Origin of the sequence: Alteromonas sp. MmMcT2-2 (assembly GCF_022348305.1) — a bacterium.
Classification (GTDB): Bacteria; Pseudomonadota; Gammaproteobacteria; order Enterobacterales; family Alteromonadaceae; genus Alteromonas; species Alteromonas macleodii.
The window spans coordinates 1-18,196 of record NZ_JAKRFA010000057.1 but is presented as its reverse complement, the minus strand read 5'-3'; the positions used below and the strand labels follow the sequence as shown (position 1 = coordinate 18,196).

Genomic DNA, 18,196 nt, shown 5'->3' with positions numbered 1-18,196 from the left:
AAGCTTCAAGCTCTTTCTTATTCATGTTCATCTGCCTATCCTTAACTCTCTATAGAGTAAATTGAGATAGGCAGTTACACAAAATTAGTTACAGTCTCCTTTATGCTTAAGATAATGTTGAGTTCTCCTATCGGTGAAGTCACCTTGTATCGTGCGGGGGGGTTAGCCGTAGCTTTAATAACTATCTACTTATTGAAATTTAAACCTCTTAAACCTTTCCTAAGGTTAAAGTCTTGCTTACTTGTGCTGTGTCTATTCACTCTCTCGTACACATTTACTTTAACCGGCCACGTTTCTGAATTAGGAAGTATTGCTCGAATACTACTTATGGTTCACGTATTTGTTATGGCTTGGTGGTTTGGTGCATTGATTCCGTTAAAGCTCTCCTGCCATTACCAGAGCTACGAAAAGCTTTATAAATTAATGGATAGGTTTGGTACGCAGGCGGCCGTATTGGTTACCTTATTATTATCTGCAGGCATTTGGCTAGCTATTCAATTGGTAGGTAGTTTTGAAGGGTTATTTAGCTCCATATATGGGCAAACTCTTCTTGTTAAAATGTTCCTTGTAACTAGCATTCTAGCTATTGCTATACGGCACAAACTGAAATTAGTCCCAAAACTTAAAAGTGGCTCGGGAAGCGAAGCACTCTCAAAATCCATTTCATTAGAGTTAACAATAGCAGTTGCTATTTTAATCATTACTTCTGGGCTTACGAGTATTGTAGGTCCCGAAAGATAAAACTTAGAAGAGAAATTCAAATGAAAATTAAATTATTAGTCTTACTATTTATCATGCCCGTAATCATGAGTTTTGCTGCTAGTGCCCATGAAAAAGAACATCATGAGAAAGGTATGTTTAGTGGGTTAGATACGCCTGCAGCTAAAATAGTTATTGCATTCCATCACGCGCTTAATACGGGAGACAAAATCACTGCGAAGAGCCTACTGGCGGATGATGTGACTATTTATGAAGGAGGCGGAGTTGAGAGGAGCGCAGATGAATATGCTCAACATCATATGAATTCAGATATGGAATATCTATCGTCAGTGACAAATAAAGCGTTGGAGCATCAAGTCAAAGTTCTGGGCAACACAGCAATCTCCGCATCGCGGTTTCTGGTCAATGGGATGTTTAAGGGGGAAGAGAGAGACTACCAAAGTATGGAAACAATTGTCTTAATCAACACCGAAGGAGAGTGGAAAATCAAACATATTCATTGGTCAAATTGATTCGATTAACTACCCGAGAGAGCTCGTATGAAAAAATTTTTAATCATAATCATTTCGTCTTTGTTATCTTTTTTCACTTTCGCTCATGATAACAATGCAACTGATAAAGATCAGATAAAAGATATTATAAAGCAAATTGAATATGGCTGGGAGAATGGAGACGGTGCCCCCCTTTAAAAAGCACTTTTTCGATTTTAAAGGCGCAAGATACTTTGAATCTGGCGGACAGAATGTAGGGTTAAGTGACTTGATAGAGCATCATGTTGAACCAGAAAAGGATGCCTTAGTTTTCTTAAGTTTAGATTTTTCTAACATTCAAACTCATGTAGAAGATGATTTTGCTTGGACACTCGTTGATACAACCGTTCAAGGAAAGGTTAGGAAGTCTGGAGAAACTTTCAACAAAACGGGGTTTCAAACCTTTCTTTTAAAAAAGTTAACGGTGAGTGGCTGATAGTTCACACGCATTCCTCTAGTAGAAATCGTGCAAAAGACTAGCGAAATAAATGTATTGAAAGCTACTTTGGTAATATCAACGGTAGCTTTCCAGTTTGCTCAATATCAGAACCATCTCGGCTATCCTATTGCCAAAATGCCTTACACTTCATATTGGCACGAACTAAGCCTCCCGCCAGCCAATGAACCCTTATTATTCGTTTTTGCACAGATTTTTAATCAACATCGAATCCTTAAACACTTGTCCTCCCAACCTACATTTTGTTCCACATACGCTATTCTCAAAAGGTGCAGAGAAATATGAAAATCGTTTATTTTGGAAACGACTTATTCTCGAATTGTTTGTTACTTCTAATTAAAAATAGATTGAACATTGAACGCGTTTTTATAAACGATGTTCAGGAAAATGCGAGCTTCATCAAACGAATTTGTCGTAAATACAATATTGTTTATTCCACTGAAAAACCAAGTATCGTGACTCTTAAAGGATATTTAAATGACGAACAGACAGTCTTTGTTGTAGCCGATTACGGATACAAAGTACCCACAAACGAAATAAAATATGCGATTAATATCCACCCATCTTTACTACCCAAAAGTAGAGGCCCAACCCCACTCACCTACATTATCGACAACCCTGAGAACGCGGGTGTTAGCATTCATAAACTCACTGAGAAACTTGATGCAGGTAGCATCCTAATCCAAGAGAAATTTGAGGTCGAAAACAATGAAACGATTTCATCATTGATGGTCAAGTCTCAGTTACTCGCAGAAACTCTGTTAGAAGAATTACTTAATAACTTTAATGAACTTTATAATAACGCCACACCTCAATTGGAAAAGCTAGCGTCATTCCAAAGTCTACCTCCAGTAAAAAGAAGGTTTGTAAATTGGGATCAAAACACCGCTCAATTTAGTCATGCCCTTCGACAGTATGGGCACTTTGGGATTCTTATTTCGTTAGATAACGCGTTATATATCGCAAATGATGTCGAAGTCACAACTTTCAGTCACGATTTCACGTGCGGTAGCATAATCTTTGAGGATGCACTAATTAAAAGCATTGCTATAAATGATGGCTATGTTGTACTTTCTAAGCGTAGTTTAAGGCTATATGAATCAAGAGTACTAAACTAGTTGATTACGGCTTTAATGTTTAAAGGTCCTAAGCACTTTTTTGTGTTGTGTTGATCTACGTCAAAGTAAGAATAACGGAATACCGCTACTATTCCCTTACTCACTGATGGAGTTTATTGTGTCAGGCATTTATAAGTGGTGTAAATTAGTACTAATAGCTGCGCTGCTTTCACAGCACGGCTTTGCTATGACGAACCCAATTAAATGTGATGGTCACGACACATCAGAATCTCATATGTCCTCAAATGATTCCTTATCAAGCGTAGAACATACTACTTTAAATAATCACACACTTCATTCAGAAAAGAACCAGGATGTACAGCACTGCGAAGGAAATGATCAATCGATATGCGCGTGCTGTATAGGTGCTTACTGTGCAACTTCTTTAACCCAATTTTGTATACTTTCAAATATTGAAATTCTGATAAGTGAAAACATTAAGCAAAGCTCATTTTCAGATATAAATATTACCCCTTTAATTGGTATACACTCTCCTCCCTTCCACCCTCCGATTAAGAGCTACACATAAACTCAGTGAGGCTTTTCTCTAAGTTTTCTTTACTAATCAATTGCAATCAAAGAATGTCTTAGACGATCAACTGCTTAATTAATATACATTAAGACACTGTTTGCTATCAGTAAACGAACAGCAAGTATTATCCGCCTCACTTACAAACGCATTACATCTTAGAACCGAAAGTTTCACGAGTTACATGCCTATTGACTCGCGTCCCACACACAGGTTTAGCCTTTAGGTATAAGTAAAATTTTAGGTTAAAGACATCGGAACAACTATGAAAGTAAGAGAGATCGCAAGCGCCTTGGCTACAACGCCAGATACTGTTCGCTATTACACGCGCTTGCAGTTAATAACGCCGGCAAAATCTGACAATGGTTATAAATTCTATTCAACGAAAGATGCTTCCAGGTTGCGGTTTATATTAAGTGCAAGGCATTTAGGTTTTTCAGTTGAAGATATCAAGCAAATTCTCAGAGAAGCAGATAATGGAAAGACCGCTTGTCCCCTAGTTAGAACCTTAATTGCAAGAAGGCTAGCAGAAACAGAAAGACAATTTAAGGCAATGTTGTTACTCAGGCAAAATATGATGCTGGCAGTAAGGAAATGGGGAGCAATGGGTGACAAAGCCCCATCCTCACACGTGGTCTGTCATTTAATAGAAGAGTTTGAACACACCGTCCTTGAGGAAAACATAAATGACAGAACTTAATGCAGGTGTTTCTTCAGAAAAATCGTTGTCCGTCAAAAAACAAGTCTTCTAAAAATAGGAAAAAAGGAGAGCACTATGAGTGCAGAAGTAACACAGCGACAATTAGTGATAGAAGGCGCCGGATGTGCCAGTTGCGTTGGAAAAATAGAAGCTGCCTTGAAGCAGACGCCGGGAGTGCAGAATGCCGAAATGAACTTTGCAGACAGAACAGTACTTGTAACGGGTACAGCGGATTCTCAATTATTGGTTCAAGCAGTAGAGTCCGTTGGTTACAACGCAAAGCCTTTCGAAGATAAGCCTGACACTGATGTAGTCGATGAAAAAGAAGCAGCGGATAGGACCTATTACAAAAAGCTGATGCGAGATACTTTCATTGCGCTTTCGCTAGGTATCCCTCTAATGACTTATAGCATTGTTGTCGACGAAATGACGGTCGAGACTAATGTCGAAAGGTTGTTGTGGCTAGCAGTTGGCCTACTGACGCTGGGTGTAATGTTCTTTTCCGGCCGGCATTTTTACATCGGTGCGTGGAAGAGCTTTAAAAATCATTCTGCCAATATGGATACACTCATTGCACTTGGTACAGGCACAGCATGGTTCTATTCGATGTTGGTAGTGTTGGTACCTGAAGCAGTGCCGTTAATGGCAAGGCACGTTTATTTTGAAGCTACAGCTATGATCATTGGTCTAATTGATCTGGGGCTTGCCTTAGAACTAAAAGCCCGCGGAAAAACCTCAGAAGCAATCAAACGTTTAATTGGATTACAAGCGAAAACAGCCACGGTTATTCGCGACAATAAAGAGGTCCAGGTCGCTATCGAGCAAGTGCTTTTTAACGATGTCATCAAAGTCAGGCCTGGAGAAAAAGTGCCTGTTGATGGTGTGGTTGTTGAAGGCCATACGTCAATCGACGAGTCCATGCTAACCGGGGAACCGATGCCAGTTGAAAAATCACATGACGATGAAGTCGTTGCTGGAACTCTCAACAAGTCAGGAATGTTTCTATTTAAAGCAACTCGAGTAGGTAAAGACACGGCACTGGCGCAAATCATTGCAATGGTTAAACGCGCACAAAATTCAAAGCCGCCTATTGGGCGCTTGGCCGACGTGATATCCGCTTACTTTGTTCCTGTGGTCATGATTATATCTGTGCTCAGTGCGCTAGCATGGCTGAACTTTGGGCCTGAGCCCGCACTGGCATTTGCCATAGTTTCGGCCACCACTGTATTGATCATTGCTTGTCCATGTGCATTGGGCCTAGCCACGCCGATGTCAGTTATGGTGGGGGTTGGAAAGGCTGCTGAAGCCGGCGTGCTAATTCGCAACGGCGAAGCGCTACAAACGGCATCAAAAATCAGTGTGATGATACTGGATAAAACCGGAACGATTACGGAAGGTACACCCAAGGTCACTGACATAATTTTAGCCAATTTCAGTGATGAAAAGACAGTGCTGCAATTGGCAGCTAGTCTGGAAAATGGTTCAGAGCACCCATTAGCAATGGCGATAGTAGAAAGTGCCCACGACCAGGGCATTGAGCTGCTGAAAACCGAAGAGTTTAATGCGATTACCGGTATGGGGGTTGAAGGCCGTTGTGAAGGAAAGGCCTTATTGTTTGGTAACAGCAAGCTTATGGCTTCAAAAGGGGTGGGCATAGGTAATTATTCAGAGAAAGCACAAACACTGGCCAAAGACGCCAAAACTCCCATGTATTTCGCTGTAGATGGACAACTTGCTGCCATCATAGCGGTTGCCGACCCGATAAAACCTGACTCTGTTTCTGCCATCAAGCGTCTTCAGGCTAATGATATCCGGGTCATCATGTTAACGGGGGACAACAAAGAAACTGCTGCTGCAGTGGCAAAGAAAGCGGCAATAAGCGAGTTTTTTGCTGAAGTATTGCCCGAAGATAAGGCCAACAAAGTACATGAATTACAGCAGCAGAGAGAAGTAGTGGGTATGACTGGTGATGGAATTAACGATGCTCCGGCTCTTGCCTTGGCTGATGTTGGCTTTGCCATTGGTACAGGAACGGACGTTGCCATTGAAAGCGCCGATATCACCCTGATGCGCGGCTCGTTGCATGGTCTGGCCGATGCTATAGCGGTTAGTAAAGCCACCTTGCGCAACATTAAGCAAAACTTGTTTGGAGCCTTTATCTACAACGTAGCAGGTATACCTTTTGCGGCGGGCGTGCTCTATCCATTTTTCGGAGTATTGCTAAGCCCAGTTATCGCCGGAGCCGCCATGGCATTTTCTTCGTTAACAGTGGTATCAAATGCGAACCGGCTTCGCCTATTCAAGGCAAAGGACCACTAAGGAGTTTTCTTATGATGATAATTAATATTGTAGGACTTACGGGTATTGCACTGATTATTTGGTGGTTTTGGTTATACAAGCCTGATCAGACAGTTACTGAAAGTAACGAAATACTCATAGAAGTAAAAAATGGCGTGTACTCACCAGCGTCTATTCAGGTAAACGCAAACCAATCTGTTACGTTGAAGTTTTTGCGCAAAGATGAGTCTCCCTGTTCCGAAGTACTGCTAATTCCTTCATTAGATATCAGTGAGCAGCTAACGCTTAATGAGGTAACACCAATTCACCTCGAAAACGTCCCACAGGGCGAACATACTTTTCACTGCCAGATGCAGATGTATCGCGGTGTTCTTACGGTGGTATAGGAGGAGTCATGAAAAACAGTCACCCCAGATTTTGGTCAACACCTACAGGGTGGGCAGCATTAGCGATGATCGCTGCCGTTACTTATTTTTTAATTTTCGAACATGGTCATCATGTCCTTCAGTTTCTTCCCTATTTGATTTTATTGCTGTGCCCATTCATGCATATATTCATGCACAGTAGCCACGGTAAACACGGACACGCCCACGAACATTCTCGCGACAGTGACAATAAGCAGAAAAGTTTTCAGGAATTGAGTGATAACAACGCGGCTTATCGTGATGGATACATTCAGGGGTTGGAGGAAGGCCGAAAGGAGTCACTTAAAAAGGACAACCAAGATGAATGATACATATGATTATGGCTTATGGTCAATGGTGATACTGAACTCAGCTATTTTTATCTTTTTTGCATTCAGTTTTGTAAAGCCAAAATCTTCCACCGACTGGCGAAGTTTGGGGGTATTTTCTGCGTTTATTGTAGCCCTGTTTACCGAAATGTATGGCTTCCCACTGACTATTTATTTCTTGTCAGGATGGCTTGCTGAAACCTATCCGGAAGTAAACTTTTTTGCGCACGAAAACGGACATCTGTTGCATACTTTCTTTGGTTTTAAAGGCGACGCCCACTGGGACCTATTTCATATCGCCAGTATGGTATTTATTGTTGCAGGATTCTTTATCTTGTCCTCAGCATGGAATGTGCTGCACCACGCTCAGAAGAACCATCACTTAGCTAAGACTGGATGGTATGCGCGGTGTCGCCACCCTCAATATTTAGCCTTCATACTGATCATGTTCGGTTTTTTGTTGCAATGGCCGACCATTCCCACACTGGTCATGTTTCCAGTTTTAGTTGTTGTGTATGTGAAACTGGCAAAGCGTGAAGAAGCTCTGGCTATTGCTGAATTTGGCGATGAGTATGTGAGCTATATCAACACGACACCTGGCTGGATCCCAAACCTCAACTTTAAATTAAAAGGTGAAAACCATGAAAAAATTCACTAAATCAATCATTTTTTCAACCACATTAGTAATGGCTGCAACATCGCAAGCTCAACAAATGGAAGAGCATGAGCATAAGGGCTCAGACAAGCCAGAGATTCAAACGGGAATGCCTATGCGTGGCCAAGATATGCATATGATGAATGCAAAAATAAAGTCGATGAAGGAAGAAGTTAACGCTATCAAAGAAGAAAAGAATCCCAGCAAGCAGCGTGAAATGATGAAAAAACACATGCAATCCATGATGGGAATGATGCATATAATGCACGAAAAAATGGAAGGGCAACCCATGCAAAACCAAGTTGATATGGCAGAAAGGCATCTTAAGATGATGGAAGTAATGATGTCGAAAATGGATGGAAGCCATTCACCCGAATCTCAGAAACATTCAAATTAACACCCGAGGAGAAAGATATGAGTGATTTAGACCACAGAGTCGGTGTCAGAGAAGCAAATTTAGTCGTTCGGAATTTACGGCTCAGCAATGTCTATGAGGCAAATTGCGAGCCCCTAATTGAAGAGATTGACAAGCTCTTTGGCATTGATGAGGTGAGCTACAACATCAAAGAAGGGGCTATTCACCTGGCATATGATGCGACACATATCGATTTAGACGGTATTGAAGCGATCATTCGAAAACACGGCGCAGATCTTCACAATGACTGGTGGACACACACAAAAGAAGGTTATTACCAGTTTGTAGATCAAAATATAAAAGACAATGCGACGCACAAACCGTGGAGTTGCCACCACTTGCCGCAGGGCGCTCACAGGAAGCGTACATAACCTTAATGTGCTCTACGTTCTCACTCAACAACAATGCTGAGCGATGTCGTTACATTATGATGCTGGCTTTAAGGAGGCGTAAGATGAAAATTCGAGAAAATGTATTTGCGTTCGCGTGCGCCGCATCGTTCAGCTTCGAGAGTGTTGTTAGTTGTTAGTTCTTTGTTCATTATTACAATGCCCGACATGATGTCACCCATGGCTGGTAATATAATGTTTTCAGACTGGCAAGGGATGATATGGAACGTGCCTTTATTGGGTGTAGTGATAGGCGGAGCTTTATGGGCTTTGTTCGCAGGTGTACTGGGTTGGCTTATTGCCAGTATTTACAATAGGCAACTGTAGTAGTGAGGGCTAAATAAATAGTCAGTATTTGTCCTTTTAGCACAGGTACGATATTTGCTGATATCTACTGCCACATAAATTTAAACTAACGGTGAGATATTATGATAACCAATAATTCAGAATTAGCCTTACAGCAAGCCATGCAACTACCCAGTCAAACCAATACAGAGAAGCAGGGTTGTAGCCAGCCACCTGAGTCAAAAGGACAGGAGTTTGCTGAAATAATGGATACACTGAAGCAGCAAAAAAGCGGTTAAAGTGTGCCACGAGTAAAAATAACCGGCACGCTAATGCCGGTTAATTCCTTTCCTATTCATAACAACTGCGCTTACCTTTTAGGCTGCTACTCTGCCTACGCTGAATATTGTCTTACTCCGTCGATGTAGTTCATGAACAGCTTCAATGATTTGCATCAGTTATAATTTTTATCATCATCATCATACGCATGGAGCTTTAGAAACCATTTCTCAGCCGCGAATACGATAAGAAGTCCAGCCACAGAAATCCCAACAATGAAGATATCTGATTTTGCTTTCACCCACATAAAAGATAGAAGAACAATGATATCGAGAATAATTGCACTGACTAGTACCCAAGCTTTAGCTTGCACATCATCTCGTAAATGCTTGAACACTCCCCAGTGGATGAAGATATCCATTACGATATAAAAAACTACACCGATGGAGGCTATGCGGCTCAAATCGAAGAATATGGTAAGAAATATTGCGATGACTAACGTATAAATTAAGGAATGTCTTCTTATATCTCCCGGTAATGAAAAATGACGGTGAGGCACAAGTTGCATTGATGTAAGCATCGATAGCATTCTTGAAACAGCGAAGATGCTGGCAACGACACCGGAAGACGTGGCAATAATCGCGAAAGCTATAGTAAACCAAGCACCATACTGGCCGAATGCGGGTCGAGATGCTTCAGCAAGCGAATAATCTTTTGCCTGTATTATTTCGCCAATTGATAAATTTGCTCCAACTGCAACTGCGACAAAAACATAAAGTACCACACAAATGGATATAGAAATGACTATGGCCCTTCCTACATTTTTTTCTGGTTGTTTGAGCTCGCCTCCGCTGTTTGTGATTGTAGTGAATCCTTTGTATCCCAAAATACCAAGTGCCACGGCTCCGAGAAAACCGGTTGCGCTGGTATCTTGCGGTTGAGCTGAAACGCTCTCAAACGACAAACCGGTTGCCCACAGCCCACCAATTGCCAAAACTGCAAGTCCTGCTATTTTGATAAAAGCCATAATAAATGAGAGGGTCTGTATGAATTGATTACTCAAAATATTAACAATGAATGCCACAATAAGAAGACTCACGCCAAGCGCTGGTATAAGCCACTCAGCGCCCTGAGAGTCAAACAATTGTAGGACATAAGTGCCAAAAGTGCGGGCTACCAAACTTTCATTGATAACCATGGAAAAAAACATTAGCAATGCACAGGCACCAGTCAGCAGACCTCTACCATAGGCTTTTTTCAGAAACATGGCGATACCACCTGCAGAGGGGTATTTCTGTGCCATTTTGATGTAACTGTATGAGCTAAACCCTGCAATTATCGCTGCAACTAAAAACGCAAAAGGAAACCATGTGCCTGCCAGCTCTGCTATTTGCCCGGTTAAAGCAAATATACCAGCACCTATCATTACACCAGTTCCCATCGATACCGCGCCCCAGAGGCTTAACGAATCTTTCCTGTTTGAATGCTCGTGTTCATTCATATTGGTTACTCCTTTATGTCATGTGAGCCTGAGTAACAACAAAAGCAACCTGCAGCAAATATAAGGACACAGGCCCATTACAAAACAAATTCGAAGACGTGTAGAAAGAAATAACTGGCAATGGCATACCAGTTATTTCATTTTTAGCGTAGGGCGTTTAAAACCAAATCCTTGCACCTAACACTACACCAGTTTCACTGGTTGACTTGCCTTCAGCCTTTAATGCATCAGCTGTATTTCCCAAAGCTTTGCTGTAATAAACACCGACATAAGGTGCTACCTCCCTCACTATTTCATGCCGATATCGCAAACCAATACGAATATTACTCAACCCGCTTTGACGGTCATACTTTTCAGAATCGGTGAGGTTGGCAACAACTTCCAGTCGCGGTTGCAGATAGGAAACTTGACTTAGTTGCCAGTCATATTCGGTTTCATTGATGAACTGCATGTCACCGTCTTCGTTAATACGCAGTGAATTTTCCATTTCAAACCAGTAAGGCGCTAGACCTTGATAACTGACCACCGCATAGTTTTCCATATCCGCATCGGATGACAGCTCTCCCTTTGTGCCCACACCAAATTGTATAGACCAAAAAGAAGAAACGAGATAACCGTACAACAGTTCTGCTCGTTCCAGATCAGTAGGCATTCCATCGTTTTGTGTATTTTCGCCTTCGCTTTTAAAAACAAGACGATGGTAATCTCCGCCATACCACGCCTGCATGTCCCAGACCGCTATATTTTGCTGCTCATCAGTGCGAGTATATTCAAGCCGGTCAAATAGAACTTGGCCAAAATATTCATTAGGAATAGGAGATGGCCAGTCATCTCTTGATTGAGCCAAAGCATTGTCAACGCTCAAAGTTAATGTTATTAGGCCTGCTATTAATATCTGTTTCATTTTAATCTCCTATGCGACCTGTACAACACGAAACATACCTGCTTCCATGTGGTATAGCAGGTGACAATGAAACGCCCACTCACCGGGGGCATCTGCGCTGATTTGTAACGAGACCTTCTCTCCAGGCTTGAGGCTGATCGTGTGTTTACGAGGTCTTGGATATTGGCCGTTTTCAAGTTCCATCCACATACCATGTAAATGAATAGGGTGATCCATCATAGTGTCATTAACCAAGATCAGACGTAGTCTCTCGCCATAATTGAAACGTACATATCCGTCTACTTCACTAAACTTTTTGCCATCGAACGACCACATGTACCTTTCCATATTGCCCGTTAAGTGAAGCTCAATTTGACGTTCCGGCTCTCTTTCGTCAGGCCAAGGACTTTCACCGACTAAATCTGTATAAACAAGGACACGATGTGGGCTGTCTTCCAAACCGATCCCAGGTTCATCCAACCTAGAGCTTGGATTTTTAGCAATCATCGCTGCACCAGCGCCGTGCCCGTCTTCGCTGTGGACAATGTCTATGCTTTCTACTGGGAGCTTTTTGGAGGGGGTCATTTCTCCTTCCATTTGGGTGCCATGCATTGTATGGGCGCTATGCTGCCCCATTCCTTTCATTTCACCTTTTGGAGCAGCCATGCCCGAGCTGTCGACCTTGGACTTATCCATATTCATGCCTTTCATACCAGACATGTCCATCCCCATCGCCGCCATGCCACGCTCTGTGATAACTCGCTGTGGGGGAACCTCTGCAGTAAGGCCAATTGACGGGGTTAGGGTGCCACGCGCATATCCACTTCTATCAAAACTTTCCGCAAAAAAGGTATAAGCTTTTCGCTCTTTTGGCTGAACGATTACGTCATAAGTTTCCGCTACTGCAATTCGAAATTCATCCACATTTACTGGTTTAACAGGCTGACCATCTGCAGCTACAACCGTCATTTCAAGCCCTGGGATGCGAAAGTCGAAATAAGTCATCGCAGAACCATTTATAATCCTCAACCGGATTTTTTCGCCTACTTTAAACAGGGCCTGCCAGTTGTCCTGTGGTGTCCGGCCATTCATTAAGTATGTATATGTACTGCCTGTAACGTCAGCTATATCGCGAGGGCTCATACGCATTGCACCCCACATAGCACGCTCTTCCCATGTATCGGCAAACCCTTTTTTCTTTACGTCTTCTAACGTGTCGAAAATAGTTCGCTTTTGATAATTGTAATAACCTTCCGCTACCTTCAGTTTTCGCATAACTTCATGGGGGTCTGAAAACGTCCAATCGCTTAAAATAATTGTATGTTCCCTATCAGCCCCAATGTCTCCATTTGCAGGGTCGATCACAAGAGGTCCTAAATGGCCCAACTGTTCTTGGAGGCCTGAATGACTGTGGTACCAGTAGGTGCCGTTTTGCTCGACATCGAATGCATATTTAAATGTTTCGCCAGGTTTTATTCCGGCAAAGGAAACTCCCGGAACGCCATCCATATCTGGTGGTAAAATAATCCCGTGCCAGTGTATTGAAGTATCTTGGTTAAGGTGGTTAGTTACATTGAGGTGCGCTCGCTGTCCTTCTTTCAATCTAATCAACGGGCCCGGCATTTGACCGTTGATCGTTATAGGTGAGCCCATATTTGAGCCTATTGGCAATTGCGCTTTTGACACATTGAGATTTTTAATATCACCTGTCAAAACTTGATCTTTAAAATGGCGACCAACAGGTGCTGCCCATAGAGGACTAACGTTGGTTAACGCAGCCGCAGCGCTCGAGGTTAGGGCACCGAGCACAAATCTTCTGCGACCGTTGTCGATAGAATTTTTCATAGTTTTTAGCCTTTGAATTGATACTAACTGGACGAAGGAAGTTCATCCATTTAAAAAGTATTACTAACTAAGTCAGTGCCTTAGGCTATCGGTGGACGAAAAGGTGGAGTGAAAATTTTGAAGGGAACAGCTAGAGCGATAATGTCATACTGCTCAGCAAACGTTGTTTCAAATTGACGAATGGGAACGTAAAAAAGACTTGTAAAGTGGTAGCAATTGGTAGCTATACACATACATCCATCATTGCAGCAACCTGATTTACCCGAATGCGAGGGGTGTCCATCAGTGTGAGCGCTTTGATGCTTAGAACTAGGTGAACTGCTACGTTTCTCCTCATGAGCGTCTGCGAATTTGTGAGAAACCTTAGTTAATGAGCTATGTTCATCCATTTTCATTTCACACGCATCAACTGGCACGGTAAACAGTACCAATAAATATCCAATGCATAGTGTGAAAATAATAGATCTCATAACTTTGTATTTGCTCTCAACCTTTACGCGACGTTATTCCCTTAGACAAGATAAGTCTTAAGGACACTTTAATCAATGACATTTGCTTGTAACTAAGATAAACAACTTCCTATGTAGTTAAACAAGCAGTCTTTTCAATCTTAAAAGCTGATAGAGTTACTTTTATTAAGTTTAGTCGATAAGCAACTCTTGTAACTAAAAAGATAACATGAGAAATGCGCCTGCTATCATAAAAATGTTTTCTGATAGTGAAACAAAACCTAACGGCACGTTACTGTCCCCACCGACACAAGCACATTTGAGCTCCCGTTTATCCACATATACTGCTTTAAAGACAGAAATTGCCCCAACGGTTCCTATAAATAGTGAAAATGGCGCAACAGCTATGGCAGGCAGTTGAGCTACCATTCCTATCCCCGCGTAGGCTTCAAGAAATGGGTAGATGTAACCATATCGAAGCCACCTCATTGCCAACAAATCGTAGGTTATGAACGAATTTGTAAAACTATACAAATCCTTCAATTTTTGAACTGCAAGTAGTGTCATTGAGAAAGCAATAAAGAGAACCAGTGTTCTTATAGAGATGAAGTCTTCAGAAACAAAGAACTGGAATGCTAACGATAGCAGAGCTGCCACAGAAAAAATCGCAATAACAGGTGCATAAGTAGTTCCGTTCTGCCCCGCTTCTCCTTTCCCGAAGTATTTACGAAGCTCATCATATCCACCAATTCGCTTTTCTTCGATGAAGGTTTGAGGCGTCGTTTCTACACCATGCTTTTGCTTGAAATCATCGGTGTCATTACGTGAAGTAAGATGATTGTCTTCTACTAAATAGCCTTCTCGCTCTAGTAAGTCTTTTGACCTTAAACCGTAAGGGCAAATGTGCTCTTTAGTAACCATTCTATATAGGATAGCTTTCTTACTCATTTTCCTTTCCTTTATTCAATTTACCTTCAAATTGAGGAATTGGACGCTGTTCGGCCTGTTCCTGAGTTGTTACCTTGCCATTCTTATTTATATCCTCTATCAACCACTCCATCTCCTTTATTTCCTTTCGCTGAGCTTTAATAATGCCGTTTGCTAATTCTCGTACGCGAACGTCTTCAAGGTTAGAACGCTCACTAGTCAAAATAGCTATAGAGTGATGAGGAATCATTGCTTTCGTGTAAGCGGTATCTGAAATGGTACTTTGTGAACGAACAAGATAGATACACAAGGCGAAAGTAAGTGCCGCTATTATAAAAATGGCTGTATTGAGTTTCTTGTTGCTATACATACCTAACATGAAAGCTAACATTATAATCGCCATGCCTGCCCCCATATAGAGTGCCATATAAGTCCTTGTCTCACTGAACCAGACATGCGAGATAGCGTAGGTATTTAAGTACATCATTAAAAACATCGCTACAGTTGAAGTTATTATCATTGCAGCGAACTTAGAGTATTTCATATGTAATCCTTACTTAAGAAATAGTTAATATTTGTAGATCTTTCTAACAAAAGAAAGCTTGAGAGAGGTTACAAACCAATCAATCTTAACTAGTCAAGTTTTGTACCAACAAGGAAATATTATGTTTTTGTCTATATTAATAGTTTTAGCTGCGCTGTTGAGCTGCGTAGGGCTGCATCTTTTTAATATTTCAGTAGTCGCGGACAATATCAGCGAGAGATTGAAGGGAGCTTGGATAAAAACACTGTCGGTAGTCGTTATTGCCATTTCGAGCCAACTTTTACTAGCAGTCATTTTTACTCTGGCGTATGAAATTGGACTTTATTTCGAGCTCGGCGATTTTAAGCAACCTGCCACTTCCATGGATATTTTTTACTTTTCACTAACTACGATTACTACATTGGGTCTTGGAAGTATCGAGCCGGACGGACATCTACGAATGATAGCAGGAGTTGAATCGGCTACAGGGTTTCTACTAATAAGCTGTTCAGCATCGAAAGTGTTCAAGCATATGTAATGTAAAAACTGTAACCTGAGAAGATGTAAACCTCACCCGTCAGGAATAGTTTTTAATGAAACAATGTTTCGCAAATTATTGTCTTTTTAGATACTAAAAAGCGAACAATAGAGCACTCTTTGCTTCTCTCTTAAAGAAGTTTGAGGGTATAGCTTAGCAAACGTTTCAGAACCAAAAGCACGGTTGAAAGCTGACTTTATTATCTCAAAACTGATTTAAATCTGGGCTATGATCTTGGCGCTTTTATTCGAGTCGCTTATGCAGATATATTTGGGATTACTATAGGAGCATACGCACAACTTCGGTAATTCCTTCATCCCTGATAACTCTAGTTTCCAAAAGCAGTTACAGCTTGAGTTCAAACAGATGAACATACGAGCTGCGCTGTGCTATTTACTTCTCTTACGGACATTTTTGCGGGTTTTGAGGTTCTTCCTGCAGACTTTCGAAGATTATGAATCAATACTAGTAATTGGGTTTTTTTACTGAGTTATGATTTTCGTTTGGTTTTAGAGCGCATTGATTAAATTTACATATCTTCAATAACTATTCTTTATTTTTAAAAGCAACCGAAGAAGCCACCGTTAAACGACAAAAAAGTAACCTTATCTCCTATATGGTGGACTAAATACACCCACGCCTTTTATACTCTTCTACCCATTCCTTGAAGCGTTTTTCATCGCGCTCTGCGGTCTTTGCGCGTCTATGTAAGGTTTTCTTAGACAATGCTTTTGGTTCTTCTTTATCAAAAGTAACTCCAGATAATGCATCTGCAAACATCTCGGGTTTTACATGACTGTAATGCTGCTCGATCATTTCTGTACTGGTTCCACATTGACGCGTAATTACGTCTATGCTGGTTCCGTTGAGAAGCTGCCACGTAATGTAAGTGTGTCGGAGAGAGTACAGCGTTCGAGGTCCTCTGGGTGACTCTTTTAATCCGGAACTTTGAAGAGCTTTCTCAAATGCCTTACCTAATTGCCTTGTGGGCTCGCCACTTGCTAGCAAAAATAGCTTTTGATTGGGTGTGCGCAATGGAAAGCGTTCTCGTAGGTTCGTTAGGGCTCCTATCACATCACGTTTGCAAACTACTTTACGCGGTCCCGTATATTTTGTTGTTTTACCCTTAGAGACATTGATGAAAAATTGAGCTTTTGAACCTTGAGTTTTAATCTCGATATCTTTCCAAGTTAGGTGTTCCATCTCCGTGCCGGGCCTAATTCCGGTATTAACTGCTATTTCACAGTAATCGTATAGTAACTCACGAATTTGACGAGTCTTTTCACTATGAGCGTTTTGCTCACCTTCATATATTTCGTTGAGGATAACATCATACTCTTCTTCAGAAAAAGCCGCACGACGTGTGCCTGTTCCACCTTTCGAAGAAAGAACAGGTACTTGAGCGGCGATCATCCATTTTTGCTCAATAGCTTCTTTAAAAACGAGCTGAAGAGCAGCATTGTGAGTTAATAATGTAGAGGAGGCTGGAGACTTCTTCATTCGTCCCTTACGCCACTCATCAAACTTAGATATTTCTTCTTGGTCAATTGAGGTGATAAACGTACGCGAAAAGTAGGGGATGTGGTAGTTTTCTAACGCTCGAATATAGTCTTTATAGGTGCGTTTACCGCCCCCGTGTTCTAGTTGCTCTTCAAGCTTTTCGATGACGCGGTCAGCTACGTCTTTGAATCGCTTACTTTGGACTAGTGTGTTATTTTCGTGTCTAATTTGGTGGTCTAAGAAGATTCGATGTGCCATGGCGATAGCTTCGTCTTTATCTTTCTTCTTAGTTGATTTACAGAGCCATTTTTTGTGATTGGTTAGTATAAATCGCGCATACCAGCGCTCACTGTTATCTTGTTTAAAGATATACAGCTCGTCGTTTATGTCGTGTCTTTCAGTCTGTTTTGCCATAGCGCCAGTAAAACAGAAAAGAGCTCTCTTTGCAAAGAATTTGCAAAGAAATTAAAAGTTGCATATTTTCAATGCTTTAGAGTGGTGATTTGTATTGAAAATCCGCGTGTCCCTGGTTCGATCCCGGGTCGAGGCACCATTATTTAAGCCCTTGCAGAAATGCGAGGGCTTTTTTGATTTCGGCGATTGAAAAACACAGGCACACGCTAACGTGCCCCTGCGGCTGCGCCGCGCGTTACAATCCCGGGTCGAGGCACCATTATTCAGAAAGCCCTGCATGAAAATGCAGGGCTTTTTTGATCTCGGCGATTGAAAAACACAGGCACACGCTAACGTGCCCCTGCGGCTGCGCCGCGCGTTGCAATCCCGGGTCGAGGCACCATCATTTAGGCCCTTGCAGAAATGCGAGGGCTTTTTTGTTTGCCCAGCGAAGCTGGCAAACCCGTCAGGTTGAAAGAAACCTGAATCACCCTGACTGAGGGGAAGATAATCCGAATGGCAAGGGCGT

General features: G+C 41.8%; 20 protein-coding genes. 14 read left to right on the top strand and 6 right to left on the bottom strand.

Going from position 1 to position 18,196, the window contains the following annotated elements:
- Positions 1–345: 345 nt before the first annotated feature.
- The 13 genes from MHM99_RS19140 (at position 346) to MHM99_RS19080 (ending at position 9,128) form a co-directional block, all read left to right on the top strand.
- Positions 346–741, top strand: a complete 396-nt coding sequence (locus MHM99_RS19140) for a CopD family protein (RefSeq protein ID WP_239220320.1) — start codon at positions 346–348, stop codon at positions 739–741.
- Positions 742–761: 20 nt separating this feature from the next.
- Positions 762–1,232: a nuclear transport factor 2 family protein gene (locus tag MHM99_RS19135; RefSeq protein ID WP_012516902.1), complete on the top strand. Its 471-nt coding sequence runs from the start codon at positions 762–764 to the stop codon at positions 1,230–1,232.
- 142 nt (positions 1,233–1,374) lie between these two features.
- Complete coding sequence (locus MHM99_RS19130) at positions 1,375–1,686, top strand: hypothetical protein (RefSeq protein WP_239220319.1); 312 nt, start codon at positions 1,375–1,377, stop codon at positions 1,684–1,686.
- Between the two features lie 302 nt (positions 1,687–1,988).
- Positions 1,989–2,825, top strand: coding sequence for a formyltransferase family protein (locus tag MHM99_RS19125; RefSeq protein ID WP_015066038.1), 837 nt, complete (start codon positions 1,989–1,991; stop codon positions 2,823–2,825).
- A 794-nt stretch (positions 2,826–3,619) separates the two neighbouring features.
- The gene (locus tag MHM99_RS19120; RefSeq protein ID WP_012516906.1) at positions 3,620–4,054 is read left to right on the top strand and encodes a MerR family DNA-binding protein; all 435 of its coding nucleotides are present in this window, start codon (positions 3,620–3,622) and stop codon (positions 4,052–4,054) included.
- Between the two features lie 75 nt (positions 4,055–4,129).
- The gene (locus tag MHM99_RS19115; RefSeq protein ID WP_239220318.1) at positions 4,130–6,373 is read left to right on the top strand and encodes a heavy metal translocating P-type ATPase; all 2,244 of its coding nucleotides are present in this window, start codon (positions 4,130–4,132) and stop codon (positions 6,371–6,373) included.
- 11 nt (positions 6,374–6,384) lie between these two features.
- Positions 6,385–6,738 (top strand): cupredoxin domain-containing protein, encoded by a 354-nt coding sequence (locus tag MHM99_RS19110; RefSeq protein WP_012516908.1) that lies wholly within the window; start codon positions 6,385–6,387, stop codon positions 6,736–6,738.
- Positions 6,739–6,746: 8 nt separating this feature from the next.
- Entirely contained in the window at positions 6,747–7,085 is a 339-nt protein-coding gene (locus tag MHM99_RS19105; RefSeq protein WP_012516909.1) for a DUF2933 domain-containing protein, read from the top strand.
- Complete coding sequence (locus MHM99_RS19100; protein ID WP_239220317.1) at positions 7,078–7,743, top strand: isoprenylcysteine carboxylmethyltransferase family protein; 666 nt, start codon at positions 7,078–7,080, stop codon at positions 7,741–7,743. The genes MHM99_RS19105 and MHM99_RS19100 overlap by 8 nt, the downstream gene beginning before the upstream one ends.
- A complete protein-coding gene (locus tag MHM99_RS19095; protein ID WP_012516911.1) occupies positions 7,727–8,137 on the top strand; it encodes a hypothetical protein in 411 nt (136 codons plus the stop codon). The genes MHM99_RS19100 and MHM99_RS19095 overlap by 17 nt, the downstream gene beginning before the upstream one ends.
- Positions 8,138–8,154: 17 nt before the next feature.
- Positions 8,155–8,526: a hypothetical protein gene (locus MHM99_RS19090; RefSeq protein ID WP_012516912.1), complete on the top strand. Its 372-nt coding sequence runs from the start codon at positions 8,155–8,157 to the stop codon at positions 8,524–8,526.
- A gap of 99 nt (positions 8,527–8,625) precedes the next feature.
- Positions 8,626–8,871 (top strand): DUF5676 family membrane protein, encoded by a 246-nt coding sequence (locus tag MHM99_RS21295; RefSeq protein WP_012516913.1) that lies wholly within the window; start codon positions 8,626–8,628, stop codon positions 8,869–8,871.
- 101 nt (positions 8,872–8,972) lie between these two features.
- Positions 8,973–9,128, top strand: a complete 156-nt coding sequence (locus MHM99_RS19080) for a hypothetical protein (RefSeq protein ID WP_020745207.1) — start codon at positions 8,973–8,975, stop codon at positions 9,126–9,128.
- A 155-nt stretch (positions 9,129–9,283) separates the two neighbouring features.
- On the opposite strand, the gene MHM99_RS19075 is transcribed toward MHM99_RS19080, so the two are convergent.
- The 5 genes from MHM99_RS19075 to MHM99_RS19055 form a co-directional block, all read right to left on the bottom strand.
- A complete protein-coding gene (locus MHM99_RS19075; RefSeq protein WP_012516915.1) occupies positions 9,284–10,609 on the bottom strand; it encodes an APC family permease in 1,326 nt (441 codons plus the stop codon).
- Between the two features lie 157 nt (positions 10,610–10,766).
- Positions 10,767–11,513: a copper resistance protein B gene (locus MHM99_RS19070; protein ID WP_014978041.1), complete on the bottom strand. Its 747-nt coding sequence runs from the start codon at positions 11,511–11,513 to the stop codon at positions 10,767–10,769.
- A gap of 9 nt (positions 11,514–11,522) precedes the next feature.
- The gene (locus MHM99_RS19065) at positions 11,523–13,337 is read right to left on the bottom strand and encodes a copper resistance system multicopper oxidase (RefSeq protein WP_014978042.1); all 1,815 of its coding nucleotides are present in this window, start codon (positions 13,335–13,337) and stop codon (positions 11,523–11,525) included.
- 665 nt (positions 13,338–14,002) lie between these two features.
- Complete coding sequence (locus MHM99_RS19060; RefSeq protein WP_126872392.1) at positions 14,003–14,734, bottom strand: glutaredoxin; 732 nt, start codon at positions 14,732–14,734, stop codon at positions 14,003–14,005.
- Positions 14,727–15,257, bottom strand: coding sequence for a DUF305 domain-containing protein (locus MHM99_RS19055; RefSeq protein ID WP_012516919.1), 531 nt, complete (start codon positions 15,255–15,257; stop codon positions 14,727–14,729). Before MHM99_RS19055 ends, MHM99_RS19060 begins: the two co-directional genes overlap by 8 nt.
- 121 nt (positions 15,258–15,378) lie before the next feature.
- Here MHM99_RS19055 and MHM99_RS19050 point away from each other — a divergent pair, with 121 nt between their 5' ends.
- A complete protein-coding gene (locus MHM99_RS19050; protein ID WP_014978045.1) occupies positions 15,379–15,774 on the top strand; it encodes an ion channel in 396 nt (131 codons plus the stop codon).
- A 624-nt stretch (positions 15,775–16,398) separates the two neighbouring features.
- On the opposite strand, the gene MHM99_RS19045 is transcribed toward MHM99_RS19050, so the two are convergent.
- Positions 16,399–17,688 (bottom strand): tyrosine-type recombinase/integrase, encoded by a 1,290-nt coding sequence (locus tag MHM99_RS19045; RefSeq protein ID WP_014978046.1) that lies wholly within the window; start codon positions 17,686–17,688, stop codon positions 16,399–16,401.
- Positions 17,689–18,196 lie beyond the last annotated feature (508 nt).